Here is a 25,856-nt window from a genome sequence, read left to right as displayed (position 1 = left end):
AATAATGCCAAAGGTCCCTTATAGTGCGAACATTCAAACACCCAAATATCCTTCGCGCCTTTTTCACTAAAGCAACCATTTCCATACTTACATCTCGAAACAATAATTTTGAAAAATGATTATTAACAAAATAAAGATTTAAAACTTTCACCGTATCAAAAACATATATATATTCTTCTTGATCTTGATTTATATCGTCGGTTGAAAAAACAATATCATACATATTTTTAACAAGTTAATTTATAGTAACTTGCCCTTTTCTATCAAATATAGGGAGACGGTCTTCATCAATTGATGGAAAAAATGTGATGCGATCTTGGTTATGCTGATATATTTCTAAGCGCCAACATTGCAGATAAATTTTGTCAGATGCAGATTTGATACTTACTGCAAATCGATTATCACACCTATTGAAATGTATTTCTTGTACATCTTTTAACGCCATCGGCCCATTATATAATGAGCATTGGGTAATCCAAATATCTAAACCGCTATTGCCACCTAAATCTTCACTATAATAATTGTTTTCCTTATAAACGTCTCTAAACATTATTTTGGAAAAATAATTATTTGCATAATATAGATTTAAATATATCTTCAGATTAAACAGATAGGTATATTCTTCTACCTTTTCATTTATATCTGCTGTGGAAAATATCAATTTATACATTATTTAACTCTATTTAAAATATAGGCAATATTGTGGCACGTAAACCGCTTAGCAGCTATCATCCTATTTTATATAAAATATCAGTATTTTTACGCCGTTCATGGCGGCAATGCTTGTGGTATTGCGATGGCAGGCTCTATGCCAAGCACCAAAAAAGTGAATTTTTACCCTACCGTGTCAAAAAACACCAATCGGTTTTGTTAAAAAAGCTTGGTGAAAGCGATATGCAACTGCAACGCAATAAGGTAACCAATTTAAAAATTGCAATCCAAACAATTGATGGCCTAATCATTAAACCGGGGGAAACCTTTTCTTTTTGTCGTCGTGTTGGTAAACCAACTGAAAAACGTGGATTTTTAGAAGGTATGGAAATATCCTTTGGTAAGCCGCGTGCCGGTATTGGTGGTGGCATTTGCCAAATTTCCAACCTTATTCATTGGCTGGTTATCCATTCTCCCCTCACTGTTACCGAACGTTATCATCATTCTTATGATCCCTTTCCTGATGATGGACGTGTGTTACCTTTTGGTAGCGGTGCAACGGTATTTTATAATTACCGAGATTACCAATTTAAAAATAATACCAACCATACGTTTCAAATTCGCTTATGGTTTTCTGAAAAATGTTTAGAAGGCGAATTGCGTTGCTCTGATGACCTACCCTACCGCTATCACGTTATAGAAGAAAACCATGCCTTTATTCGTGAAACCAATGGCATGTTTTTTCGCCGCAACGAAATTTGGCGCATTTGCAACGAAAAAGGGCAGATAGGACGAGAATTATCAAGGGAGTTGGTAACCAAAAATTACGCCCGTGTTGCTTATGTCCCACAAGGGTTTGAAGAGCAAAGCTGATAAATAGGTTTATTTTTCTTGTAATTTGTCGATATTCGTTGTTCACCACTTTCATTTATTGTCCTTATTTTGGCGCGACTGCTTTTTCGTTTCCCTTTTGTTCACTTATTACAATTACCATGCTAAAAGAGTATCAAATAAGGGCATAGGTTAAAAATGATTCGAATTGTTGGCATAGATCCAGGATTGCGCAATACTGGTTGGGGTATAATTGAAAGCGAAGGCAATAAGCTTAGCTTCATTGGCGCCGGCACAGTTAAATCAGATGATAAATGTGATCTTGCTACACGTCTTTGCCAATTGCATGATGGTTTATTTAAGGTACTACGCGAATTTGCGCCAAGTGAAGCAGCGGTTGAGCATACTTTTGTTAATAAGGATGCAACCGCTACCCTTAAACTTGGTCAAGCACGGGGCATTGCCATGCTAGTTCCTGCGCTTTATGGCTTGCCTGTTAGTGAATATGCGCCTAATGCTGTTAAAAAGGCGGTGATTGGCGTTGGTCATGGCGAAAAGCAACAAATTCATATGATGGTAAAGGTTTTAATGCCACGCGCAACCTTTGACTCAAACGATGCAGCAGATGCTTTGGCTATTGCTATTTGTCATTCGCATAATCGCCAAACATTGTCATTAAAAGCCCGCATGCGGGTAAGTGCATAAAGGTGAATATATGATTGGTAAGCTCAAGGGTATTATTGACGAAATTGGCGATGATCATATCATTCTTGATGTCCATGGTGTGGGCTATGTCGTATTTTTGTCCAACCGCACGCTAGCGACCTTAGGTTCAATCGGTGAAGCGGTAACACTTTTTATTGAAACCCATGTACGTGAAGATTTTATCCGTCTTTATGGCTTTACCACCAAGCTTGATCAAGAATGGTTTAAAATTTTGCAAAATGTGCAAGGCGTTGGTGCAAAAGTTGCCCTTGCAGTGATTGCAACCTTGAGTGCTGGCGAACTTGCCAATGCCATTGCCTTGCGTGATGTTGCGATGATTTCACGCGCACCAGGAGTTGGCAAAAAAGTGGCAGAGCGTATGATTACGGAGTTGCAAGGCAAGGCCCCTGCTTTTTCGACCATTAGCAATGAAAATTTTGGCATGCTTGAAGATATTGGCAGTGCAAACGCCCCCTCTTCCGTTTCCGATGCTGTTTCTGCGCTTACTAATCTTGGCTATTCACGCGAACAGGCCGCCAATGCCGTAGCAAGTGCCTTGAAGCAAGCTGGCGATGAAGCAGAATCTGCCACCCTTATTCGGCTTGGGCTTAAAGAATTATCAAGGTAAATAAACATGGAAAAGCCCGATAGATTAATTGCCGCTGATAAGCGCGGGGAAGATACCGACACAAGTTTACGCCCGCAAACCCTTGATGATTTTGTTGGCCAAGCAGCCGCCCGCGCTAATCTTAAAATTTTTATTGAAGCCGCAAAAGTGCGCAATGAAGCATTAGACCATGTTTTATTTGTTGGTCCTCCCGGGCTTGGTAAAACCACCCTTGCTCAAATCATGGCAAAAGAATTAGGGGTTAATTTCCGTTCAACCTCTGGTCCTGTTATCGCTAAAGCTGGTGATCTTGCATCGCTGTTAACCAACTTGGAAGAACGCGATGTATTGTTTATTGATGAAATCCATCGGTTAAGCCCAGCAGTTGAAGAAATTCTCTATCCGGCAATGGAAGATTTTCAGCTTGATCTTATCATTGGTGAAGGACCAGCTGCACGCTCGGTTAAAATTGACTTAGCACGCTTTACCCTCGTTGCTGCCACCACCCGTCTTGGGTTGCTCACTACACCGCTGCGTGACCGTTTTGGTATTCCGGTACGGCTAAATTTTTATACGGTGGATGAGTTGGAACTCATTGTGCGGCGCGGCGCCCGCATCATGCATATGCAGATCACCGATGATGGGGCGCGTGAAATTGCCCGCCGCGCGCGTGGTACACCACGTATTGCTGGCCGCTTATTGCGCCGCGTGCGTGATTTTGCCTTGGTTGCCAAAACAAATATAATCGACCGTAAAATTGCTGATGAATCCTTATCGCGGCTTGAGGTTGATAGCCTTGGACTAGACCAACTTGACCGCCGCTATTTATTCATGATTGCGCAAAACTTCGGCGGCGGCCCTGTCGGTATTGAAACTATTGCCGCAGGATTATCAGAACCGCGTGATGCTATTGAAGATATTATCGAGCCTTACCTAATTCAACAAGGCTTTATCCAGCGTACACCGCGAGGACGAGTATTGACGCAAAATGCATGGCGGCATTTGGGTCTGCGTGCGCCTGAAAATATGGTAGGGGCTGCTCAAATTGGTCTTTTTGATGATGAGGAAAGCGATTAAGCCTGCTTTACCTTAACCGTCAAAAACGCAATAAAGCCGCAAAAACAAAAAGAGAAATGATTATGATAGATATGAGCGACAATCAAAAAAATATTGCCTTTTGCGGTGAAATTAAAGATGGTATACATCAGCTGATGGTGCGCGTTTATTATGCAGACACTGACTTTTCAGGCGTCGTCTATCACGGTCGCTATCTTGAGTTTTTCGAGCGTGGCCGCACGGAATTTTTACGCCTTTCTGATATTCATCATCATATTATGGCGGAAGCTGGCCCCAATGAGGCAGTGGCTTGGATTGTGCGCCGCATGTCGCTTGATTTTGCTTCTCCTGCTAAAATCGACGACATTTTATGTGTTGAAACAACCATTAGCCATGTAAGTGCAGCTCGGGTTAAAATGCAGCAGAAAATTTTACGCGGTGATAAATTATTGGTTGGCGCCGAGGTAGAGGCAGCAATTATCAATGCTAATGGCCGCCCTCGCCGCTTACCTATTGCATGGATAGAACGCTTTCAATAGATGCCACGAATTAATTGACTCCTTAGGATAAGTCTATGGCTAAATTTAAGTTAAATATAACCAATAATGCATCATTCATGGCCTTTATTGAGATAAATAAGCTCAATGAAGAAGGCGAAATCGTTCCAAGAAATTTAGGTGATGGCTTTTTTCTCAGTAATTTTCTTAAAAATTCACTGGAGAAAAATATTCATTAGGAAAAGTCGATATAATTTTTGATTTTGATGAAAATGGCGAAGTTTCAGCATTGGAAATTTATCAATAAATGGCTTTGTTTAACTGCTTGTTAAATTGAAACAAATTTTAAATGCAGTTCATCAGCAAGCTATATAATCCAAGACACGCAATCTCAATTTGAGGATCAACTTGATGTCCAATTTCAGCTTTAGCATAATAAATGGTGAACCATTTTCAGGCATAATTAGTCTTGATAAACATGATGCAGAATCCGAAATTATTTCAAGAGAAACTGTGGAAACACTTAGCTTAAATGATATTATATCGCAAAAAAGCGATGGTAGACTTTCGCTTGGTGATTTTAAAATATTTTTGGATTTTGATAGTAATGGCGAACTTATGAATATCCAAATAAAGTCCTAAAGGTGGTACTAAAACCAACTTTTGAAATAGCCAAGAAAGCTCAATATCATATCTAACGTTGCCGTTTTTTAAACAGCAAGCTACACTGTTAAATGTCATGACGAATGGCATAAAAGGTGCCGAGATATAAAAGGATTCTGTGATGTTACCAGGAACGATGACTGCAATTGAAATCAGTGCTTTTGGCGATCCATCGGTATTAAAGCCTTGTGAAGTTCCCATCCCAAAACCTAAGGCCAATGAAATATTGGTAAAGATTCATGCAGCCGGCGTAAATCGCCCTGATGTTGCGCAGCGTATGGGCCTTTATCCCGCTCCTGATGGTGCTTCGCCATTGCCTGGTCTTGAAATTGCGGGCGAAGTGGTCGCTTTAGGTGATGGCGCAAAGCGCTTTAAACTGGGCGCGCGCGTTTTTGCACTCATTGCCGGTGGTGGCTATGCTCAATATGCTACCGTCGATGAAAGCATCGCCTTGCCAATGGCGGACGATATGGACTATGTCACAGCCGCAGCAATACCCGAAACTTTCTTCACCGTGTGGAGCAATGTATTTGATCGCGGCGGTCTAAAAAGCGGCGAAATTTTGCTTATCCATGGTGGCAGTTCAGGCATCGGCACTACAGCTATTCAACTTGGTAAAGCTTTTGGTGCAACAGTCATTATAACTGCTGGGTCAAAACAAAAATGTGATGCTTGCCTTGCGCTTGGTGCAGACCATGCGATAAATTATAAAGAACAAGATTTTGTCACAGAAATAAATCGCATTACCGAAAAAAAGGGTGTTAATCTTATTCTTGATATGGTTGGCGGCGATTATACCGAACGGAATTATAAGATTGCCGCCATTGAGGGGCGCATTGTCCAGATCGCATTTTTAAATGGCCATAAGGCAACAGTAAACCTTAATGATCTCATGCGTAAGCGGTTGGTTCATACAGGTTCAACCTTGCGTGCGCGCGAAATACCCTTCAAAGCTTTGATCGCTGAGGCGTTAGAAACCCATGTTCTACCTTTATTGGCAGCAGGGACAATAAAACCATTAATTGACGCAGTATTTCCGCTTACTGAAGCAGAAAATGCCCACCGCCTTATGGAAGAAAGCAGCCATATCGGCAAGATTATACTAAAGGTTATAGAAGAATAACAGAAATTAAAAAAACGCCAATTTAAAGGTGCAAATTGGCGTTTTAATATGGTTGAAAGAAATATTTCAATAAATTTTACTCAATTTTATTGCCATTCTTATCGGTGAAGTTACCGGTTACAATAAAGATGAAATCGATAACGGCCCAAATAAGAGTAATAGCTGCGCCATATCCAGTGCAAGTGGATAAAAACATCAGTATCCCCGTACCTATTTTACCAACAGCAAATCGATGCACCCCAAAAATACCCAAGAAGAGGCAAATCAACGCTAAAATAAGTTTTGAATAATCGCGCTCGATTTTAAGTGGAAATATATTTTTAGCGTTGGTGCCTTGATCGAGAAAGTCGACTTGCGTACCAGCTTGTGGGGTTCCCCTGCCCGACCAATCAAGATGACTGAAACCATAACGCCGGCCATCATCACCCGAAATCATACCACGATTACGACTAAAACTGATAACTATTCCACGCATAAATAAAACCAATCCCAAAGCACATCCACATCAATCAAGTCCCATGGCATGCGCTATTTTTGCTTTACAGATTTAACGCAAAACCACTCAACAGGCTTTTGCAAAAAATAATAATATTTATTACAATCTTTATGGAAGATTATATAGGAAGCAGATAATAAAAATGCAAAATATTAAATATGGGTTTTAAGATCAAGCCGCGTTGTCAATGAAAACATGCTACTAGTTAAAGACAGGTTTCCGCAGCTTCCTCAACCTGCTCCATATCCTTATCGGATAATCCAAAATGATTACCAATCTCATAGATAAGAATTTGTGTAAGAATATCGCCTAAAGTTTCTGGATTTTCCGACCAATAATCAAGTATAGCACGGCGAAAAATAGTCATGCGATTTTGCTTTTCGCCGGTGGGAAAACTAAAGCGCTCACCAATACCATTACCTTCAAAAAGACCAAGCAATTCAAAAGGTGAATCCAACCCCATATCTTCAATAATTTGATCTTCAGGAAAATCGGTTACACTAATAATCAAATCCCCACATAAAGCACGAAACTTTTCAGGCAATTGAGCATAAGCCTCAACTGTAAGAGAATCTAATTCGCCAAGAGAAGGTGCAAGCTTTGCTTTCCAATCTCGGCTTTGGTCCATACGCGCCATATAATACTTACTTTCAAGCCCATCAGGTATTTTTGTTTGATATATCGTGTCTATTTTAAATTACCAAGTGTTTTAAACAAAATTAATGAAAATCATGAGAGATAACACAAGTTTCAAAATTATTTGTGCTTTATGACTTTAGCGCTTTGGCATTTTTTGTAAAACACAACCATATCTGAATACCTATTTTCGATAATGATAGGTCATCTATTACAAATTTAAGACAAAGCTAAACAAAATCAAGGTACAGAACAGCAATATGTTCTGTACCTTAAAATCAATTCAACTTTTAGAGTTATTTAAGCCCAAGGATGGGTTTGCGCTTCACTTTTTTCAAATGTATCAATTTCTGATACTTTTTGTAAAGTTAAGCCAATATCATCTAAACCATTAAGCATACAATGACGGCGGAATTCATCAATCGAAAACTTTATAATACCACCATCAGGACGACGAATTTCTTGCGTTTCAAGATCAACGCTTAAAGTAGCATTTGCGCCAAGAGTTGCATCATCAAGCAAAGACTCTAGCTCTTCTTGCGTTACTTTAATCGGCAAAATACCGTTTTTAAAACAGTTATTATAGAAAATATCAGCAAAGGATGTTGAAATAACACAACGAATACCAAAATCTGCTAGCGCCCAAGGAGCATGCTCACGCGAGGAACCACAACCAAAATTATCGCCAGTAACTAAAATTTGCGCATGCTGATAGGCTGGTTGGTTGAGCACAAAATCAGGATTGTCTGAACCATCCTCATTATAGCGAAGCTCTGCGAAAAGACCTTTTCCAAGCCCAGTGCGTTTAATCGTTTTAAGATAATCCTTTGGAATGATCATATCTGTATCGATATTGACAATTGGCAAGGCAGCAGCAACGCCAGTGAGCTTTGTAAATTTTTCCATATGTCTACCCTCAATGGCTGGAATTTTTAACTCTTTTACTACTCTTGCAGTAACAAGTCAAAATTCTTTGTCAAACAAATGGTGTTTTTAGAACAATTCGCAAGAAGTATAAACCCTTTTTTGCAAATTATTTTTAACTACCCCATTTATTTAAGAAGAGTATGAGCAGATTTCTAATCCGTAGCTCAAATATCATCAACAGCAAAATCAAGCGACAAATTAGATTGGCTTTTAGCAATAGGTGATAATCGTTGAAATGCCCAATAAACTTCATTGGCATTGGCAATATCACATGAAATAACGATTTGACGTGTCTTTGTTGGCCCTTTTAGGCCACAAAAATAGATAGAATCTTCTAAATGCAAGGGTGCATCAGTTTGAAAGCTCCAACTATCTGCGCCCATTACTTCCAAACGTAAAGCACCGCTTTCACTGCGACTAACCTCTACGTCAGGGTGCAAATGAAAGCGAATTGTTGCAATATTTTTTGCAGTTTTGAAGGGGTGTGCTTTATTAGCTTTAAGAAATGAATCCGCACCTTCCAAAACCATGCCATCATCAGATAGCATCATCGTGCGCTGATGCAACACATTAAAGCTACGTGCATAACCATCGTGAAGAGCTATAAATCCAGATTGACCATCTTGTTCAAGACGTTTTACCACAACCTTAGACGGCCCCGCTGTAATGGCGCTATCTACCCGACCATTTTTACGAAAACGGCATGATGAAGTATCATTTATGGTTGCCGTAGAATGAGCCGCAGTCAAGCGACCAGAAAAACGAAATTCTTCTGGTCCATATGGATCAACACCACAATTTACCACAAATTTTTTAATACCAGACGACATTTCAAAGGATAAGCAACCTGCATTGGCTGTTTTTGAAATTGCGCCACTTGGTGCCTTGCCCGTATCAGCAAGGACGGTTGTGCCACCCGCAGCCAAACGCTGATAACCAGAATGAGGTGCATGACTAAAAGGATTACCAGCAGTTTCATCCGATTGCAAAATAATATCAAGGCGATCAGATAGCGTGGGGCCAACGCCGTTAAAATTACCAAGACTTTGGTCACGATGCTGAAAAAAACGCAAGGCAGGCAACATGCGTTCAACGGCTGCATGTAAAACCTCTGGCACCTCAATATCGCTTTGGGCAAAGCAGTGGCGCAGCGCAATAAGATGCGATAGAAGCATTAATAAAATAGCTGGATTGCGTGAAATATGGCCACCATCGGGCAATATTTGCTTTTGCAATTCGCGCTCCAAATTGCGCGTCGTGCGCTTTGCAACTCGTTGTGATACAGGTAAAGCTAAAGCCGCAAAAGTAAGGGCAATATGAGCGAGCAAACGGTGCTCATTTAGATCCATAGTTTTGACCGCGGTGCGCAAATAGCGTACCTGCAGGCCAAGTGACCTTAAAAACCGCTTTTTAAACGCGGTATTGCCACTTTCATATAAAATATCTGAATGTGTGAGCCATGAAATAATCCGACCAGCAGTAACTGCACCATCCCAAACATTGCCGTGAATACGCTTACCGCAAATATCAATCCAATCACCCAATAATGAACGCGCATGAGCATTTGCAAGCTCCGTTTCAGCCGCTGCCATATGGCGTAGCCAGCTAAAATCATGCAAGGCGTTTTGCCACTCTCTGGTTGGTGGGACAACCACAAAGGGTGAAATAGATCCGGTCTGGACAATACGGCCAGCAAGTGGAAACCGCCCATGATAAAATTCATGAGCAAGATAGGGATCAGCTAAATGTAAATCAATGGGACGATTTAAAATCTGTTGCGGACTAAAGCCGCTAAAACGCCACCGAAAAAACGGCCCAACACTTAGACGGCGTGCCCAACGCTGCACAGCAATGGATGCAGTCGATGTTTTAAAATCCAAATTATCCGCGAGCATGGATGTCACAGCTGGATCTCCCGTCATTGGCTAGCCCAAAATGGCAAGCAGATTATTATATCAAATCAATGAACCAATAGATCGGTCCTCTTTCGTTTATAATATTTATAGACTTATGGTGAATGAATAGTTAACAATCTTAATTTTTAAGCAAATTGATATTTCTCATTAAGTTCGAAGCTAATAAATCATCGCTCTTAATATAAGATATTTAGACATTATCGATCAATGTTACAATTTTGCTAATCAAAATTACAACATTGAAAGTACGTTTATTTAATGTTTTGCTCTTGAAGGCTTGGTAAGCCCTTTTTTAAAAAGAAGGCTTTGCAACTGGAACGGGCACTTTCCAATCTGGCACTTGCCCAGCTTTTAAAACTGGAGGCGCAGCCAATAAACGAACCGGAATAGCAGCTATGTTATTTATATCCAATGCCGACATGAACGGCGAAGAAAATTGAATTTTTCCATTTTCATCACGATATTGCAAACGCTCCTGCCAAGCAGTTTCTGTGCAAATTGTTTGACGTAAATCAGTTGCTTGCGATAATTTACTGCCATATGGACGCAATGTCACTAAGGTTAATTGTTGTGAACCAGCGCTTTTAAAGCCATCATTTAATAATTGCGCTGATAGGCCTTCACGCTGATCAATGCGTTCTGCACCCAAGACGACAGCGACGAGAATGCGCCCTTTTCTCGTTGCTGAAGCGGCAAGATTAAAGCCTGAAGAACAAATGAAGCCGGTTTTCATGCCATCGGCACCATTGAAGCGACCAATCAAATTATTAGTGTTAGGAACCAACTTGGCCCCATTGCCATAATCAATAGCTGGAATATTGAAATAATGCGCATATTGAGGAAACTCACGACGAATTTGCGCTGCTAAAACAGCTAGATCACGTGCAGTTGAATAATTAGCAGGATCGGGTAGTCCGCTTGCATTAGCAAAATGGCTACCCACCATACCAATCCTAGTCGCCTCGGAGTTCATACGCGCAACAAATGCATCATCAGAACCGCCAACCGCAGTACCAATAGATGATGCTATATCATTGGCCGACTTAACCATCATAATTTTTAAAGCTGTATCAAGGGTCAATGTGGAGCCAGCCTTGTAGCCAGATTTGCTTGGCGGTAATTGCGCAGCAGTCGTGGTAATACGGATAGGTGTTTCTAGGCTAATTTCTCCACGCTGTAATGCACGAAATGTGACATAAGCGGTCATAAGTTTAGTAAGAGAGGCAGGATACCAACGATCAAAAGCTTCGTTATGGGCAAGCACGCGACCTGTTTGCACATCAACAACAATATAGGGATTAGCAAAAGCGGAGGAAAAAGAAAAAACAGTTATACTAAGCGACAAAATTAAAGCTAAAAATCTAAACATTACACTATTTCCAATTTCCTTAAACATCTTGATCAAAGATTGAATAATCAAAATGCCTTGACCTTTACCTTAAACATATTTTGCCTAAAAGTACTTTTTTAGGTTTCAATAATACGCTTTATATTAATATTCATACAAAAATGCATAACACCTCAACTTTAAGGTGAATTTACAACATTTACACCCCAATAAAATCCATATTAAGTTGAAGCCTAAACTTATAAGACAACATTTCGTTGCGCAACAAAACTTTACTTCATTGCCCTATAGGTCAAATGTGTCAATTATCTAACCATCTGGTAGCAATAATGCATATTTGTTAATTTTCTGCCATCATTTGTATTTTGATAGATATAAGCAAATAACTCACCCAGAAGTATTAAAATCTACAAGTTCAAATTGATTATAATCAATGATTTGCCCCCTCAATTAGATTAGCTCTAAAAATAGTTTAAAAAGGACTTAAAAGCTGCGAAATAATACGAAATTTTTGGCAAAATTGGTTGTTTTTTTGATGAAACATGCCAATATCTATTATGTGAGGACAGAAAAACTACAATAGCATTTTTATCAAAATCATATGATGGAAAATTAGGCATCACGATTAATTGAAAATGCTAAAGGCGGAAGATCTGACCATTATTAGCAAGCAAGTAAGGAGTTTTGCAAATGTATGAGAAAATTTTAGTTGCAACAGACGGGTCAGAGCTTGCTGAAAAAGGCGTTGATGCAGCAATTGAACTGGCTGTAAAAACAGGTGGCGAGCTATTTATTGTAACAGTCACCAGTATGATGCCTTCTTACGGTATTGTTATGGGTGCAGAATGGGCATCAAGCCCTGGTGCATTTGAAGATTTTCGTAAGGAAATGGAATCAAGTGCAAAAAGAATTCTTGAATCTGCTTTAAATAAAGCTCATCAATTTAACGTAAAAGCGCAGGGTATCCATGCGGAAAATCAGTTGGCAGCAGCTGGTATTGTGGATGCAGCTAATGAGCATGATGCCGATCTCATTATTGTCGCATCACATGGCCGCCGTGGCGTTAACCGTCTTATTCTGGGTAGCCAAGCATCAGAAGTAATGGCGATGAGTGAACGCCCTGTTATGGTGATTAAATAAAGCTATTTAGTCTAAATAATTGATTTTTAAAGCGCTGCTATTTTGCTATAGCAGCGTTTTTTATTGGGGTGAATAATGTATCAAACCAAATGCATCACAAATTTAAATATAAAAAAGCAGCGTTGCATGAAGCAAACGCTGCTTTATTATTGTCAACTATTATAGATTATTAGTTACAAGGTGCTTGATATACGCGACCATAAGCATCGCGATAGTTACAATATTGAACGCCATTACGTGTTTGAGCAACACCAAGAAGAGTACCTGCAGCGCCGCCAATAGCAGCACCTGCAAGGGCACCGCGACCAGAACCAGTAATTGCACCACCAGCAAGCGCACCAAGCGCTGCACCACCAACACCATAACCAGCTGTGCGCTGTTCTTGTTGGGTGCAACCAACGGCTGCAAAACCCATAATTGCGGTAACAGCAATAACTGAAATACGTTTCAACATAATAAATACCTCTCTCAAATCAATATCTGATTTCACTATCATGTGTTGATAATACGGCTAAAAAAAGTCAGAATAAATAGCCTATCAGTCAACTTTTTTGTTACCATGAAATCATGCTTTATCGTTAACTTATTCTATAACTGATGAACAAGTGATGAATAATTGTGATATCTTACAAAGATTGACTGCTAAAAGCTATATTTAATCAATTATTCTTTCAAATTTGCAATAAGAATGCCAGAACCGTTTTCAAATGACACAAAAAGCGTACCTTGCACCCTATTTGATAAGGTAAGCGAAGAGCCAAAATCCAATTGCGCATTTTGCAATTGCCAATGCGCACCTTGAATAGATAATTCTGACATTTGCGAAAATGCAATGATGCTAAACAGCGTATCATCAGGCAAATCAAATACATGATCGCCAGGCGCAAGAGAGGTTGCCTCCTCGCCACCGCTTGTCAATAAAAGCTTCACACCCTTTTGTGCTAAAGCGGCCGCCATGGTCATATGCAATAAGGCATGATCGCTACGGCTACCACCAAAAGCCCCACATAAAATGATCTCATCAGCTCCTTCAGCCAATGCTACATGAACGGCAATTTCGCCATCCGTCATGTCTTTTTCAACAGGGTAGGATTGGCGACGAATATCGCTATAGCGGGCAATATCTGCTTCTTGGGTCGAATCAAAATCACCTAACCATAAGAAAGGTTCAACACCCAACGTTTCAGCATGTCGAATACCACTATCAGCAGCAATAACAGTACTCCCAGCAATTTGCCCCATCAATCGCGGCGTTACTTCTAACTGCCCACCAAGAAGGATTGTAATTTTTTTCATTTTTAGCCTTGATTGAAATTTGCGTTGCAGTCTTAAATTGAATAAACTATTTAATCTTATAAAGACAAAAAACCACTGCGCAAATAAAAAAAAAAGTATTTTAAAATCTTACATATAATTGCAAATGAAAAAGATGGTGGCGCTATCTGTACCCCAAAAAGCAACTAAGCATTTTTAAAACAAATTGTATAAGCAAAAGCTAGATCAAAAACTGGGTAATAATTTTCCTTGGGAATTTAGTTATATAAATAGCCAAAAATCTATACCCATCATTTTCGAACGTGGCGATCAAAATATTGGTAAATGGTTAAGTAACATAAGAAAAAGCTTAATTATTTATGGCTATGTTTATTTAACTAGGTGAGCTGCAAGAAGGTTACTTTGGTGGTAATTGCTATGATATCATGAAGGAACTTCAAGAGCATTTTAATAATGCTTACCGCGTTTGGTTAACAGACCGAGATTTCAATTGGTGTTTAGAATTTCGGTTAAATATATGTCGGTTTTATATGAGCCCATATAAAGACATCGTCAACAAAATCAAAATTTTTTACCAATGCTAATTAATAGGTCCTGGCCCTAAAGCCAATATTTTTGATAGAGCAGTTTAACTATCACTATTTAATTTTTAAACAAAAAAAGCGCGCCAGAATAGGTGTGATAAATTGGAGCTTATACATAAACATTCTGGCGCGCGCCGATCATGGGAATGATCATGATCGGAAAACTTTTAAATCAGCTTAACAATTTTAGTGGGCAAGCATTTCATCAGCAATTTGCTTGGCATTTAATGACGAGCGATAATAGGTTGGCCAATGGTCCATTTCCTTTAGCAATTCAGCGCGGTCATTACCCATGTAAAGATGATAATGTTCAGCCTTAGCTGGGAAAATACCATGATCACTAAATTGGATGAATTGTGGTGCATCAGCATCGCCAGATATCTTTTTAAAGATGAACCTTACACCACGATTGCCTTTTTTATAGGTGAGTATTTCATGACCATCGCTAGCATATTCACCGCTATAAGGTTTGTCGTTTTTATAATAAGTGACTTTGCTGCCATCAATGACAATGCGATTAATATCGGTATTATAACCAGTTTTATAATAATCCCGATATTCCTCAATCGTTTGCGGACCTTTTTTTGCTTTAGCTTCTAAAACAGATTCAAGTGAGCCATCCATTAAATATGGATAAACGGACTGCCAATCACCATCCCAATCGGTAAGTTCGCGCGCCTTTACTTGGTCGTCTTTAAAATAGCCCTTATAAATTGGATCACTGTGGCCGTGCTCTTCATCATGGGCGTGGGCGTGCGAATGTTCATGGGCGTGATCATGTTCTGCGGCGGCAACCTGCTGCGCGCCACTATTTGCAAAACTAGCAACTGGAGTTAAAAGAAGTGCTGTTGCACCAAATGCACCCACGCATTTTGAAATAATATCAGACATAAACCAAGCCTCTTTCATGAACAAAATTTTTCCACAAACTAAATGTTATAAAATAACATAACGTTTTTATGACATGAATTTTCTTTTGGCAAGAGGGAAGATAGTATTTTTTTAACGAACACATGTTTTTTTAAATTTATGAACAATGAAAGAGAAGCTAAAAAGAATGCCGTGCGACGCGGAACAAAATTGTCAATAAGAATTGTGGTATTATTATTGATGACAATCCTAAATTAAACGGCTAGCTTTAGCTTGCCGTAATCACAATTGCTTTGCAAAAGCATTAAAACGCCACCCTTCGAATTTCACGCAATGCATGACTTTAAATAACGCGTCCAAACAATTATAGAACAATCATACATGCACCAGAAAAGGTATGAAGTCATTGAGCAAGCTTTTAGATTATGAGGAAATGATATTATGGCCCGGCACAATTTTTCGATTAAAGGGCCAATATCCCTATGAAAACCGCGTAGATTTTATGATATATGAAACATCTTATGACGAATACCCACTGGGCTTGATCGTTACCACTGGCTATCATGCTGGCAAAAAAGTACCCTTTGTTTTTCCCAAAGAGGCTTTTACCAAAAGGAAAATCGAAGGCTTTGAAAGCAGAATTTTTGCAATTAATAAAGAGTGGGTTATTTCAAATTGGCAAACACTTATTTATGATGGCTGCACTATTGAAGATGTCGATATCTATGACGGCTATCATTTAACCATGAAGGAAAACTTACCACAAGTTTAAGAAATAATGTCTGGCAATCAACGCCTTTATTAAATTCCAATTATTTTTTTTAATATGGAAAATAGATACTGCTTTGGAAAGCGTGATTTTGATACGCTTTCCAAAGAGCTAAAATGGGTTAAAGCTTAGAGTAGGTCATTTAGCTTTGGTACAATATCAAATAAGTCACCAACCAAAGCGTAATCTGCGATCTGCATGATCGGTGCTTCTTCGTCCTTGTTAATAGCAACAATAATGCCTGAATCTTTCATACCAGCCAAATGCTGAATTGCGCCAGAAATGCCAATGGCAATGTAAAGTGCAGGTGCAACCACCTTACCAGTTTGGCCAACCTGCCAATCATTAGGGGCATAGCCTGCATCAACCGCCGCACGACTTGCACCAATCGCAGCGCCTAATTTATCAGCAAGCGGCAATAAAAGCTGCATGAAATGTTCTTCTGAACCAAAGGCACGTCCACCTGACACAATCACTTTAGCAGAGGTGAGTTCAGGCCGCTCATTGGCAGTAACATCAGCCTTGATAAACTGCGATAAGCCTTTATCTTCCGGCACTTCAACGGCTTCAATTCTGGCATTACCGTTTTCTTCTACAGCACCACTAAACGCCGTTGTGCGCACAGTGATAACCTTTTTATCCTCACTGCTTTTTACCGTCTCAACAGCGTTGCCAGCATAGATGGGGCGCTTAAATGTGCTACTATCAACCACTTCTACAATGTCTGAAATCTGCATCACATCAAGCAAGGCGGCAACGCGCGGTAATATATTTTTACCCCGAGATGTTGCAGGGCTCAGCAAATAATCATAAAAATTGCTGCGCGATAGCATGAGATCGGCAACAGGCTCTGCCAATTGGTGCTCAAGATGGGGAGCATCCCCTACCAATACAGCTCTAACCCCAGATAACTTTGCAGCAGCAGCGGCAATATTACCAACATTATGCCCAGCAATTAAAATATCAATATCTCCGCCGATTTTTTGCGCTGCAAGCAATGTCTTTGCCGTTTGTTCGGAAAGGTTCACATTATCATGTTCAGCTAAAATAAGAATTGCCATTTTCATCCCTTCCTTAAAAAATTCCGGCTTCATTTTTAAGTTTAGCTACCAACTCTTCAGCGCTTGCAACCTTAATACCTGCTTTGCGCCCCTGCGGCTCTTCAACTTTTAAAACGCTTAGACGTGGGCTTGCATCAACACCAAGTTCTTCAAGACTCAATTCATCAATTGTCTTTTTCTTCGCCTTCATAATATTAGGAAGGGAAGCATAGCGCGGCTCATTCAAACGAAGATCGACCGTTAAAACGGCAGGCAGCGTCACTGCAATTGTTTCAATACCGCTATCAACTTCGCGGCTAACAATTGCCTTATCACCAGCCATTTCCAATTTTGAAGCAAAGGTTGCTTGCGGCCATGCCAATAATGCAGCAAGCATTTGACCGGTTTGATTGCTATCATCATCAATTGCTTGTTTGCCAAGAAAAACCATATCAGGCTTTTCATTTTGCGTTACGGCCTTTACCGCTTTAGCTACATTTAATGGTTCAACAACATTATCGGTTTTAACCAAAATGGCGCGATCTGCCCCCATAGCAAGACCAGTACGCAAAACATCTTGGGCAGCTTGCGGCCCGACAGACACCAAAACCACTTCATTAAAATTCCCGGCTTCCTTTTGGCGGATCGCTTCTTCTACTGCAATTTCATCAAAGGGATTCATCGACATTTTAACATTGGCAAGGTCAACACCTGAACCGTCACTTTTTACGCGAACTTTAACATTATAATCAACGACACGCTTCACACAGACCAAAACCTTCATGTTGGCATTATCCTTTCCAATTAGGGTTTACATAGTGCGCCAATATATGAAATATTACTGACAAAGATGCCACATTTATGGCTTATAATATTTCCAACCGAAACCTTACAATAGCAAACCTACTAAACCCATTCTAATACCCTATGTAAAGCGTGAAATATCTCTTTGCATAACTCTTTTTGTACAAAACCACCATATTTAGGAGAATTTTAATCAAGTTTTCAGCTACAACCTTTAGTGAAAGAATGATATATTTAATTTAAATGCGCAAATTGCGTTGCCAAATTAAAAATTATTCAAATAAAAATTATTTTGCCGGAAAACTAATTAATTTAACATTAATCAAGCGCTTGAGTATTTAAAATTAAGCTAATAAATTGTAAGACTGCCAAAGCGGACAAAACAATCAAAAACCAGTATATGCTTTATATTTCTTTGTAAAAGTGGAATTAGTTTAATTTAATTAGGAATCTTGATTAATAAAAAAATTAAAAATTAAATATACTTTCTAAATTAGGCATAAAAAAGAAAATTTATTTAATTTAATTTCTAATTAAATCAATAATTTATTTAATTTTATAATATTTTGCATATAAATAAATTCTATTCAATCGGGAATTATTTATGTTTACTATAAGACAAATGCGCTATTTTGAAGCTTTAGCCACAATTCGGCATTTTGGCGCCGCTGCTGATAAAGTTGGAGTATCACAACCAGCATTATCAGTACAAATTGCCGAAATGGAAAAAGCAATTGGCCTGCCACTTTTTGAGCGTATGCCAAAAGGCGTTATATTAACGACTACTGGACGTGACTTTTTGCCGATTATTCGTTCTATATTGAAGCAAGTGAAAACTCTTGATGAAATGTCTTCGCTGTATCGCGGTCCCTTTCATGGGATTTTACGTATTGGTATTATTCCCACTCTTGCTCCTTATATCTTACCTAGCCTTTTACCTGTAATCAAACAAAACTACCCCAATCTTTCATTAGAATTACATGAAGCGAAAACAACGACATTAGCAAGTGAATTAGCTATCGGCAATTTAGATTTGACACTGGCTGCCGAACCTTTTCCTATAGATGCTGTAAAATCTAAACACTTATTTTCTGACCCGTTTTACCTTGGCACCTCAAAACAAGAGCAGCGTTACGATAAGGGCGTAGATAATGTCGATGATATAGATATTACACAATTACTTTTACTTGAAGAAGGCCATTGTTTACGTGATCAAGCGCTCGATATTTGCAGCGCCAATAATTATTTGCAAGAATATGGCGCAACCAGTCTTACCACGCTATTGCAATTAGTTGCTAACGATTTTGGCGTAACGCTTATTCCACAAATTGCTTGTATTGATGATAGCAATTTAAAAAATTTGAAAATTTTAAACTTCAAACATAGCCATCCTAAACGTGACATTTCATTATTTTGGCGAGAACGCAGTCCTCGCGATAAGGAATATGAACAATTTGCCGAAATTTTGATCAATGTGGTAAAGCCATTACAAAAGAAAGCAAATCAAAATATACAACTACAAGAATAATGTCTTTAGCAAAAGTGATGAATATTTTTGAATAAAAAGTGCTCATTGTAAGCACGTCTTAATTAAATTTTTAAAAAAAGCTATCGGTTAATTTACCCAATAGCCCAATTTATTATATATGTTTTGTCATCAAAAATAATTAATGCATTATGCCCTTGCCAAACTACATTTAAGCGCAATATGGCAAGGGTTTATTTTTGCAGTTACCGGTTAATTCAACGTGAAGCTAACACCGGCACCGACACCAAAATCACCACCGGCAGATGTAGCTGTAACATTAGCGCGTACTTTACCTGTTTCAGATGTATAGCCAGCACCTACTGCAAAAGCACCTTCACTCTTCCAGAAGCCACCACCGGCTGCAATACTTATCTTGCCAGGGGTTGAATCAAAACGTAAGCTAGAGGCTGCAAGTCCGATAGCGGCAGCTTGTCGTGCTTCTTTACGAACATCATTAATACTACCATTGAGCTGATTAAACTTAGCATCGGTATAATAATTAGCTTGTTCAACCGAATTCTGAGTCATGCTTTCAATTCTTTGATCAGTATAAGCTTTGGAGTCATTAAGTGTGACTTGCATTTGCTCCTTAGTATAATCATAAAGCTGACCACCATTTACCGCCTGCTTTGAATCTTTCTCAATCTTACCATCTGCCACATTATTTATAACGACTGGCTTACTGGCATCAGCTCCTTTCAGACTAATTGAATTGGTTTTATTACCATTTTCGTCCTTATCATAGGTTACAGCATTAGTTGCCACATCATTGACGTTACTTTGAATTTGGTCAATCCTTTGATTAGTATCCCAAAGCTGTCCACCATTTACTGCATCTTTTGAGTTTTGAGCGATTGTACCATTTTCTACATTAACAATCTTATTTGGTTGGTTATTCTTGGATCCGGCATCATAACCTCCAGCACTTTCGTCATAACGCAAGGCATCCTCATCTGGACCCATATTATCTATTTGGCTTTGCACATCACTGACACGTTGGTTAACATTATCAATACTACTGCTAACGCCAGTAAGGGCATCACCAACATTTCCATAATTTGCGGTGGTCTTATTGCCGCTTGTATCAATTTGACTAATCAAAAAATTAGGAGCGGTCCAAGTACCATTAACAAAGGATGCACCAGCACCAAGGAAACTTGCTATCTGACTATTTGATGAATAAAGTTGTCCACCAGTTACTGCATCACTAGAATTTTCCTCCAATGACCCATCTGCAATATTCGTTATTTTACTCTTGGTTACTTCACCATCAACTGTACGGCCTGCGTTAAAAGCACCTGCTGTATCATTCCAAAGCAATGCATTGGAACTAAGATTGCTTACATCGCTACTAACTGCTTCCACCTTATCATTTACGACATTAATGTTGGTATCCAACTGAGTTAATGCACTGTCAACACTATCATAAGTCGAAACTAATGAACCAGAACGCAACATCCGCGCATCATTAGCAACGATGGTTGAAATCTGAAAGCTTGGCAACACACCATTAGCAAGATCAGCGCCGCCACCAAGTGCGCTTGACGTAAGGTTCGCAACTGAGTTTATACTCTCATTGGTCGAATATAATTGCGAACCATTGATAACATCAGTTGAAGTTGCGCTTATATCGCCTGCCGCAACATTGGTGATTTTACTAGCTGTTGCTTCACCATTGTCATTATTGCGAGAAGCATTAAACGCATTTATCGTCGTATCCCATTTAAGTGCATCTGTGTCTATACTATTAATCTGCCCCTTAATTGCATTTAAACTTGTATCAACACCGCTAAAAGCTGAACTTACATTGTCATAAGCTGTCCCTTGAATGCTAAAGCTTGGCGCTGTACCATCTGTAATATCACCACTACCAAGTGCTGCGTTAATATTTGTAGCATGGTCATTAACCTTGCTATTAAGCGCAGTTACATTGCTATTGGTCGTTGCCAAATTTGCATTGGTTGTATCAAGATTAGTATTCGTCGTTGCCAAATTGGTATTGGTTTCATTCAATTGCTTACCAGTTACTGCATCTGTTGAAGTTTCTGATAAGGTTGCATCAGCAAGATTAGTTACTTTCTTAGCTGCAGCATCAATACCTGATGTTGTCACACTTGGACCACTAGCAATTGTAAGACCAGTTGCGCTAAGAGCTGTTGAGCCATCACCAACAGTGATTGCAAGACCATTCGTATTCAATAAAGAATTACCGGCTTTAACACTGCTTACATCAATATTTTCTGCAAGTTCAAAGCTGATATTGTTGTTGTCTGTTCCTTTTGTAACCAACAAATTACCAGAGTTACCAGCACTAAAATCAACGGTTGCACCATTACCAATCTTGGTAGAATTTTCACCACCAACGGAAAGGCTCCAAGAAGCGCCGCTGATTGCATCACTTAACTGACCATAATTTACCGCGTCACTATCAGCAGTACCATTGGCAACGCCAGTAATTTTTTGAGCTGAACCATTACGGGTCGCCGAAAATACACCGCCGCTATATTGTAAAGCATTGGCTTGAAGGCTAGCAATATCAGTAGAATTTGTTGCAATATTAGTGGTGTTGGTTGCAATATTATCCTTATTGGTCGTGATTGCGCTATCAGCTGCAGATAATGCAGCAGCAACGCTGTTCTTTACAACGCCTTGAATGCTAAAGCTTGGCGCTGTACCATCTGTAATATCACCACTGCCAAGTGCTGCGTTAATATTTGTAGCATGGTCATTAACCTTGCTATTAAGCGCAGTTACATTGCTATTGGTCGTTGCCAAATTTGCATTGGTTGTATCAAGATTAGTATTCGTCGTTGCCAAATTGGTATTGGTTTCATTCAATTGCTTACCAGTTACTGCATCTGTTGAAGTTTCTGATAAGGTTGCATCAGCAAGATTAGTTACTTTCTTAGCTGCAGCATCAATACCTGATGTTGTCACACTTGGACCACTAGCAATTGTAAGACCAGTTGCGCTAAGAGCTGTTGAGCCATCACCAACAGTGATTGCAAGACCATTCGTATTCAATAAAGAATTACCGGCTTTAACACTGCTTACATCAATATTTTCTGCAAGTTCAAAGCTGATATTGTTGTTGTCTGTTCCTTTTGTAACCAACAAATTACCAGAGTTACCAGCACTAAAATCAACGGTTGCACCATTACCAATCTTGGTAGAATTTTCACCACCAACGGAAAGGCTCCAAGAAGCGCCGCTGATTGCATCACTTAACTGACCATAATTTACCGCGTCACTATCAGCAGTACCATTGGCAACGCCAGTAATTTTTTGAGCTGAACCATTACGGGTCGCCGAAAATACACCGCCGCTATATTGTAAAGCATTGGCTTGAAGGCTAGCAATATCAGTAGAATTTGTTGCAATATTAGTTGTATTGGTTGCAATATTATCCTTATTGGTTGTGATTGCGCTATCAGCTGCAGATAATGCAGCAGCAACGCTGTTCTTTACAACGCCTTGAATGCTAAAGCTTGGCGCTGTACCATCTGTAATATCACCACTGCCAAGTGCTGCGTTAATATTTGTAGCATGGTCATTAACCTTGCTATTAAGCGCAGTTACATTGCTATTGGTCGTTGCCAAATTTGCATTGGTTGTATCAAGATTAGTATTCGTCGTTGCCAAATTGGTATTGGTTTCATTCAATTGCTTACCAGTTACTGCATCTGTTGAAGTTTCTGATAAGGTTGCATCAGCAAGGTTAGTTACTTTCTTAGCTGCAGCATCAATACCTGATGTTGTCACACTTGGACCATTAGCAATTGTAAGACCAGTTGCGGTAAGGGCTGTTGAACCATCACCAACAGTGATTGTAAGACCATTCGTATTCAATAATGAATTACCGGCCTTAACACTGCTTACATCAATATTTTCTGCAAGTTCAAAGCTGATATTGTTATTGTCTGTTCCTTTTGTAACCAACAAATTACCAGAACTTCCAGCACTAAAATCAACGGTTGCACCATTACCAATCTTGGTAGAATTCTCACCACCAACGGAAAGGCTCCAAGAAGCGCCGCTGATTGCATCACTTAACTGACCATAATTTACCGCGTCACTATCAGCAGTACCATTGGCAACGCCAGTAATTTTTTGAGCTGAACCGTTACGGGTCGCCGAAAATACACCGCCGCTATATTGTAAAGCATTGGCTTGAAGGCTAGCAATATCAGTAGAATTTGTTGCAATATTGGTGGTGTTGGTTGCAATATTATCCTTATTGGTCGTGATTGCGCTATCAGCTGCAGATAATGCAGCAGCAACGCTGTTCTTTACAACGCCTTGAATGCTAAAGCTTGGCGCTGTACCATCTGTAATATCACCACTACCAAGTGCTGCGTTAATATTTGTAGCATGGTCATTAACCTTGCTATTAAGCGCAGTTACATTGCTATTGGTCGTTGCCAAATTTGCATTGGTTGTATCAAGATTAGTATTCGTCGTTGCCAAATTGGTATTGGTTTCATTCAATTGCTTACCAGTTACTGCATCTGTTGAAGTTTCTGATAAGGTTGCATCAGCAAGATTAGTTACTTTCTTAGCTGCAGCATCAATACCTGATGTTGTCACACTTGGACCATTAGCAATTGTAAGACCAGTTGCGCTAAGGGCTGTTGAGCCATCACCAACAGTGATTGCAAGACCATTCGTATTCAATAATGAATTACCGGCCTTAACACTGCTTACATCAATATTTTCTGCAAGTTCAAAGCTGATATTGTTATTGTCTGTTCCTTTTGTAACCAACAAATTACCAGAATTACCAGCACTAAAATCAACTTGGCTTCCAAGGCCAACATTGCTTGCATCACCGCCACCAACGGATATGTTCCATCCTTGGGCAGCATAAGCACGCATTTGTTTAAGCTGTGCGATATTAACTGCATCAGTATCATTAGTACCTGCTGCAAGACCAGTAATTTGTCTTGTTATGGTTGAACCACTGCCAACACTGACTGAACCCGTAGTACTAACCCAAGTACCACCAGTCGTTGTAGATGCTGCGTTGCTGAAAGGATCAAAGCCTGGTACGCCTGCATCAATCGAAGCGATAGAATTTGCCCCAAGAGCAACACCACCGACGATTGAGCTTTGAGCACCATCACCAATTGCTATAGATAGATTTTTTGACGCAGAAGATCCTCTGCCAATGGCTAACGCCGAAGTGCCAGCAGCACTTGATTCACCTGCTATGGCAATAGCATCATCTCCAGTTGCAGATGCGCCTTTCGTTGCATTGCCGCCAAGTGCTACTGCGCCTGCACCGCTAGCAATTACCCCAGCATCAGAACTGCCGTTGGCGGTAGAACCCAATGCTGTCGCACTAATACCTGTAGCTTGCGCGTTGGAACCAATAGCAATCGCGTTTTTTACTGACGCATAAGATAAGGTACCCAAAGCAATAGCATCAGTGTCCAATGCCTGTGCCGACAAACCAAGCGCGATCGTGCCGCCGGCATTTGCTATCGAGCTCTGCCCCATCGCAATACTTGCTGTACCATTAGCTTGTACATTCATACCAATAGCGGTTGAAGACACGCCTAGAGCTTTGGAATTACAACCAACTGCAAGAGAGTTAACGCCATATGCATTGGTTTTATTATTAACTTGTGCGCTATTTGCAAAACCATGAAAAGTTACATTGCCAAATGATTGCTCCGCGCTTTGATAACTAATTATACCTGAATTAGCTGCCGCGTTCGAAGGGTCGGCATAGTCTCGGCTAACCGATTGAGAACCAAAGCCATACATTCCGCCCAGATACGTGCTTGCATCTGTACCATAAACGCCAGAATAAACAGTATCACCAGCAAAAATAGAGCAATCACCGTCACCCACCATAGCGATACCTGTGTTACTTGTATTAGCGCCACCACCACCGCTAGAACCAGGTCGTGTTTGTGGGGGCGAACTTGCAGCTATACCACTATCTGATATTGCAATAGCAGCCTGTGCAGTTCCAACCTGAAATGATGTGAAACAAACACCAGCAGACAACAATGCAGCAGCAGCTTTCTTTATATCAAGCCGAGGGAAATAACTATTGTTAAGCTTGACCGCAGAAGCACTAGATGCCAATTTTTTCAATTTAATGTTTGTGGAATTTCTCATGATAACATCCATTTCTATGATCAAAGCGCCAATAATTGTAACCGCATAACACTTATCGCATTTCAACAACTAAGTATTAAATCGAAAAAAACGCAAATTTTTAAATAACTAAATTATAATCTATTGAAAACGAATTATTTTTCATAATATAACCTTAACTTTATTTAACTTAAACAAATATTTTAAAAAGATTATATTTTGATTAAAATCTAATTTATTAACGACTTAATTATAATTAACTAAATCATTTATTTACGACCG

The 25,856-nt window shown here is 39.6% G+C and carries 23 protein-coding genes; 11 read left to right on the top strand and 12 right to left on the bottom strand.

The features are described from left to right. Positions 1-235 precede the first annotated feature (235 nt). The gene (locus H3299_RS02605; RefSeq protein WP_182418776.1) at positions 236-670 is read right to left on the bottom strand and encodes a hypothetical protein; all 435 of its coding nucleotides are present in this window, start codon (positions 668-670) and stop codon (positions 236-238) included. A 32-nt stretch (positions 671-702) separates the two neighbouring features. On the opposite strand from H3299_RS02605, the gene H3299_RS02600 reads away from it, so the two are divergent. The 8 genes from H3299_RS02600 (at position 703) to H3299_RS02565 (ending at position 6,133) form a co-directional block, all read left to right on the top strand. Next, on the top strand, positions 703-1,524 hold the full coding sequence (locus H3299_RS02600) for a VanW family protein (protein ID WP_182418775.1): 822 nt from the start codon (positions 703-705) through the stop codon (positions 1,522-1,524). 156 nt (positions 1,525-1,680) lie between these two features. After that, positions 1,681-2,187, top strand: a complete 507-nt coding sequence (gene ruvC / locus H3299_RS02595; RefSeq protein WP_182418774.1) for a crossover junction endodeoxyribonuclease RuvC — start codon at positions 1,681-1,683, stop codon at positions 2,185-2,187. A gap of 10 nt (positions 2,188-2,197) precedes the next feature. Then, entirely contained in the window at positions 2,198-2,815 is a 618-nt protein-coding gene (ruvA, locus tag H3299_RS02590; protein WP_182418773.1) for a Holliday junction branch migration protein RuvA, read from the top strand. 6 nt (positions 2,816-2,821) lie between these two features. After that, the gene (gene ruvB / locus H3299_RS02585; RefSeq protein ID WP_182418772.1) at positions 2,822-3,871 is read left to right on the top strand and encodes a Holliday junction branch migration DNA helicase RuvB; all 1,050 of its coding nucleotides are present in this window, start codon (positions 2,822-2,824) and stop codon (positions 3,869-3,871) included. A gap of 62 nt (positions 3,872-3,933) precedes the next feature. Further along, positions 3,934-4,389 carry a tol-pal system-associated acyl-CoA thioesterase gene (ybgC, locus tag H3299_RS02580; RefSeq protein WP_182418771.1) on the top strand — a complete coding sequence of 152 codons (456 nt, stop codon included), beginning with the start codon at positions 3,934-3,936 and terminating at the stop codon, positions 4,387-4,389. A gap of 35 nt (positions 4,390-4,424) precedes the next feature. Next, positions 4,425-4,586, top strand: coding sequence for a hypothetical protein (locus H3299_RS02575; protein WP_182418770.1), 162 nt, complete (start codon positions 4,425-4,427; stop codon positions 4,584-4,586). A gap of 172 nt (positions 4,587-4,758) precedes the next feature. After that, complete coding sequence (locus H3299_RS02570; RefSeq protein WP_182418769.1) at positions 4,759-4,989, top strand: hypothetical protein; 231 nt, start codon at positions 4,759-4,761, stop codon at positions 4,987-4,989. Between the two features lie 142 nt (positions 4,990-5,131). After that, complete coding sequence (locus H3299_RS02565; protein WP_246708118.1) at positions 5,132-6,133, top strand: NAD(P)H-quinone oxidoreductase; 1,002 nt, start codon at positions 5,132-5,134, stop codon at positions 6,131-6,133. Positions 6,134-6,209: 76 nt separating this feature from the next. Here H3299_RS02565 and H3299_RS02560 read toward each other — a convergent pair whose 3' ends face one another. From H3299_RS02560 to H3299_RS02540, 5 genes are all read right to left on the bottom strand, one after another. After that, entirely contained in the window at positions 6,210-6,608 is a 399-nt protein-coding gene (locus tag H3299_RS02560) for a TM2 domain-containing protein (protein ID WP_182418768.1), read from the bottom strand. 226 nt (positions 6,609-6,834) lie between these two features. Further along, a complete protein-coding gene (locus H3299_RS02555) occupies positions 6,835-7,266 on the bottom strand; it encodes a metallopeptidase family protein (protein ID WP_182418767.1) in 432 nt (143 codons plus the stop codon). Positions 7,267-7,565: 299 nt separating this feature from the next. Continuing rightward, positions 7,566-8,171, bottom strand: a complete 606-nt coding sequence (leuD, locus tag H3299_RS02550; RefSeq protein WP_182418766.1) for a 3-isopropylmalate dehydratase small subunit — start codon at positions 8,169-8,171, stop codon at positions 7,566-7,568. Between the two features lie 185 nt (positions 8,172-8,356). Beyond that, entirely contained in the window at positions 8,357-10,087 is a 1,731-nt protein-coding gene (locus tag H3299_RS02545) for a heparinase II/III family protein (RefSeq protein ID WP_182419610.1), read from the bottom strand. Between the two features lie 313 nt (positions 10,088-10,400). Next, a complete protein-coding gene (locus H3299_RS02540) occupies positions 10,401-11,477 on the bottom strand; it encodes a D-alanyl-D-alanine carboxypeptidase family protein (protein WP_182418765.1) in 1,077 nt (358 codons plus the stop codon). 669 nt (positions 11,478-12,146) lie between these two features. Between H3299_RS02540 and H3299_RS02535 the strand changes: the two genes are divergently transcribed. Further along, a complete protein-coding gene (locus tag H3299_RS02535) occupies positions 12,147-12,596 on the top strand; it encodes a universal stress protein (protein ID WP_182418764.1) in 450 nt (149 codons plus the stop codon). 169 nt (positions 12,597-12,765) lie between these two features. On the opposite strand, the gene H3299_RS02530 is transcribed toward H3299_RS02535, so the two are convergent. From H3299_RS02530 to H3299_RS02520, 3 genes are all read right to left on the bottom strand, one after another. After that, positions 12,766-13,050 (bottom strand): hypothetical protein, encoded by a 285-nt coding sequence (locus H3299_RS02530; RefSeq protein WP_182418763.1) that lies wholly within the window; start codon positions 13,048-13,050, stop codon positions 12,766-12,768. Between the two features lie 209 nt (positions 13,051-13,259). Beyond that, entirely contained in the window at positions 13,260-13,892 is a 633-nt protein-coding gene (locus H3299_RS02525; protein WP_182418762.1) for a thiamine diphosphokinase, read from the bottom strand. Positions 13,893-14,641: 749 nt separating this feature from the next. Then, on the bottom strand, positions 14,642-15,346 hold the full coding sequence (locus H3299_RS02520) for a metal-binding protein ZinT (RefSeq protein ID WP_182418761.1): 705 nt from the start codon (positions 15,344-15,346) through the stop codon (positions 14,642-14,644). Between the two features lie 385 nt (positions 15,347-15,731). Between H3299_RS02520 and imm45 the strand changes: the two genes are divergently transcribed. Further along, positions 15,732-16,097: an Imm45 family immunity protein gene (imm45, locus tag H3299_RS02515; RefSeq protein ID WP_182418760.1), complete on the top strand. Its 366-nt coding sequence runs from the start codon at positions 15,732-15,734 to the stop codon at positions 16,095-16,097. Between the two features lie 125 nt (positions 16,098-16,222). Here imm45 and H3299_RS02510 read toward each other — a convergent pair whose 3' ends face one another. Together H3299_RS02510 and H3299_RS02505 are read right to left on the bottom strand one after the other, a co-directional pair. Continuing rightward, positions 16,223-17,155, bottom strand: coding sequence for an electron transfer flavoprotein subunit alpha/FixB family protein (locus tag H3299_RS02510; RefSeq protein WP_182418759.1), 933 nt, complete (start codon positions 17,153-17,155; stop codon positions 16,223-16,225). Between the two features lie 13 nt (positions 17,156-17,168). Then, positions 17,169-17,918, bottom strand: coding sequence for an electron transfer flavoprotein subunit beta/FixA family protein (locus H3299_RS02505; protein WP_182418758.1), 750 nt, complete (start codon positions 17,916-17,918; stop codon positions 17,169-17,171). A 624-nt stretch (positions 17,919-18,542) separates the two neighbouring features. On the opposite strand from H3299_RS02505, the gene H3299_RS02500 reads away from it, so the two are divergent. After that, positions 18,543-19,466: a hydrogen peroxide-inducible genes activator gene (locus H3299_RS02500; protein WP_182418757.1), complete on the top strand. Its 924-nt coding sequence runs from the start codon at positions 18,543-18,545 to the stop codon at positions 19,464-19,466. 210 nt (positions 19,467-19,676) lie between these two features. Here the strand turns inward: H3299_RS02500 and H3299_RS02495 are convergent, their stop codons facing one another. Further along, positions 19,677-25,595 (bottom strand): YadA-like family protein, encoded by a 5,919-nt coding sequence (locus H3299_RS02495; RefSeq protein WP_182418756.1) that lies wholly within the window; start codon positions 25,593-25,595, stop codon positions 19,677-19,679. Positions 25,596-25,856: the final 261 nt, after the last annotated feature.

The organism is Bartonella sp. HY038, from assembly GCF_014117425.1.
GTDB lineage: Bacteria > Pseudomonadota > Alphaproteobacteria > Rhizobiales > Rhizobiaceae > HY038.
This window is presented reverse-complemented; position numbering and strand designations above follow the sequence as displayed.

Excerpts from the sequence above, each read along its gene's own strand:
- H3299_RS02605 (WP_182418776.1), bottom strand. The coding sequence starts at position 670 with ATGTATAAATTGATATTTTCCACAGCAGATATAAATGAAAAGGTAGAA.
- ruvC (WP_182418774.1), top strand. The coding sequence starts at position 1,681 with ATGATTCGAATTGTTGGCATAGATCCAGGATTGCGCAATACTGGTTGG.
- ruvA (WP_182418773.1), top strand. The coding sequence starts at position 2,198 with ATGATTGGTAAGCTCAAGGGTATTATTGACGAAATTGGCGATGATCAT.
- ruvB (WP_182418772.1), top strand. The coding sequence starts at position 2,822 with ATGGAAAAGCCCGATAGATTAATTGCCGCTGATAAGCGCGGGGAAGAT.
- ybgC (WP_182418771.1), top strand. The coding sequence starts at position 3,934 with ATGATAGATATGAGCGACAATCAAAAAAATATTGCCTTTTGCGGTGAA.
- H3299_RS02575 (WP_182418770.1), top strand. The coding sequence starts at position 4,425 with ATGGCTAAATTTAAGTTAAATATAACCAATAATGCATCATTCATGGCC.
- H3299_RS02570 (WP_182418769.1), top strand. The coding sequence starts at position 4,759 with ATGTCCAATTTCAGCTTTAGCATAATAAATGGTGAACCATTTTCAGGC.
- H3299_RS02565 (WP_246708118.1), top strand. The coding sequence starts at position 5,132 with ATGTTACCAGGAACGATGACTGCAATTGAAATCAGTGCTTTTGGCGAT.
- H3299_RS02560 (WP_182418768.1), bottom strand. The coding sequence starts at position 6,608 with ATGCGTGGAATAGTTATCAGTTTTAGTCGTAATCGTGGTATGATTTCG.
- H3299_RS02555 (WP_182418767.1), bottom strand. The coding sequence starts at position 7,266 with ATGGCGCGTATGGACCAAAGCCGAGATTGGAAAGCAAAGCTTGCACCT.
- leuD (WP_182418766.1), bottom strand. The coding sequence starts at position 8,171 with ATGGAAAAATTTACAAAGCTCACTGGCGTTGCTGCTGCCTTGCCAATT.
- H3299_RS02545 (WP_182419610.1), bottom strand. The coding sequence starts at position 10,087 with ATGCTCGCGGATAATTTGGATTTTAAAACATCGACTGCATCCATTGCT.
- H3299_RS02540 (WP_182418765.1), bottom strand. The coding sequence starts at position 11,477 with ATGTTTAGATTTTTAGCTTTAATTTTGTCGCTTAGTATAACTGTTTTT.
- H3299_RS02535 (WP_182418764.1), top strand. The coding sequence starts at position 12,147 with ATGTATGAGAAAATTTTAGTTGCAACAGACGGGTCAGAGCTTGCTGAA.
- H3299_RS02530 (WP_182418763.1), bottom strand. The coding sequence starts at position 13,050 with ATGTTGAAACGTATTTCAGTTATTGCTGTTACCGCAATTATGGGTTTT.
- H3299_RS02525 (WP_182418762.1), bottom strand. The coding sequence starts at position 13,892 with ATGAAAAAAATTACAATCCTTCTTGGTGGGCAGTTAGAAGTAACGCCG.
- H3299_RS02520 (WP_182418761.1), bottom strand. The coding sequence starts at position 15,346 with ATGTCTGATATTATTTCAAAATGCGTGGGTGCATTTGGTGCAACAGCA.
- H3299_RS02510 (WP_182418759.1), bottom strand. The coding sequence starts at position 17,155 with ATGGCAATTCTTATTTTAGCTGAACATGATAATGTGAACCTTTCCGAA.
- H3299_RS02505 (WP_182418758.1), bottom strand. The coding sequence starts at position 17,918 with ATGAAGGTTTTGGTCTGTGTGAAGCGTGTCGTTGATTATAATGTTAAA.
- H3299_RS02500 (WP_182418757.1), top strand. The coding sequence starts at position 18,543 with ATGTTTACTATAAGACAAATGCGCTATTTTGAAGCTTTAGCCACAATT.
- H3299_RS02495 (WP_182418756.1), bottom strand. The coding sequence starts at position 25,595 with ATGAGAAATTCCACAAACATTAAATTGAAAAAATTGGCATCTAGTGCT.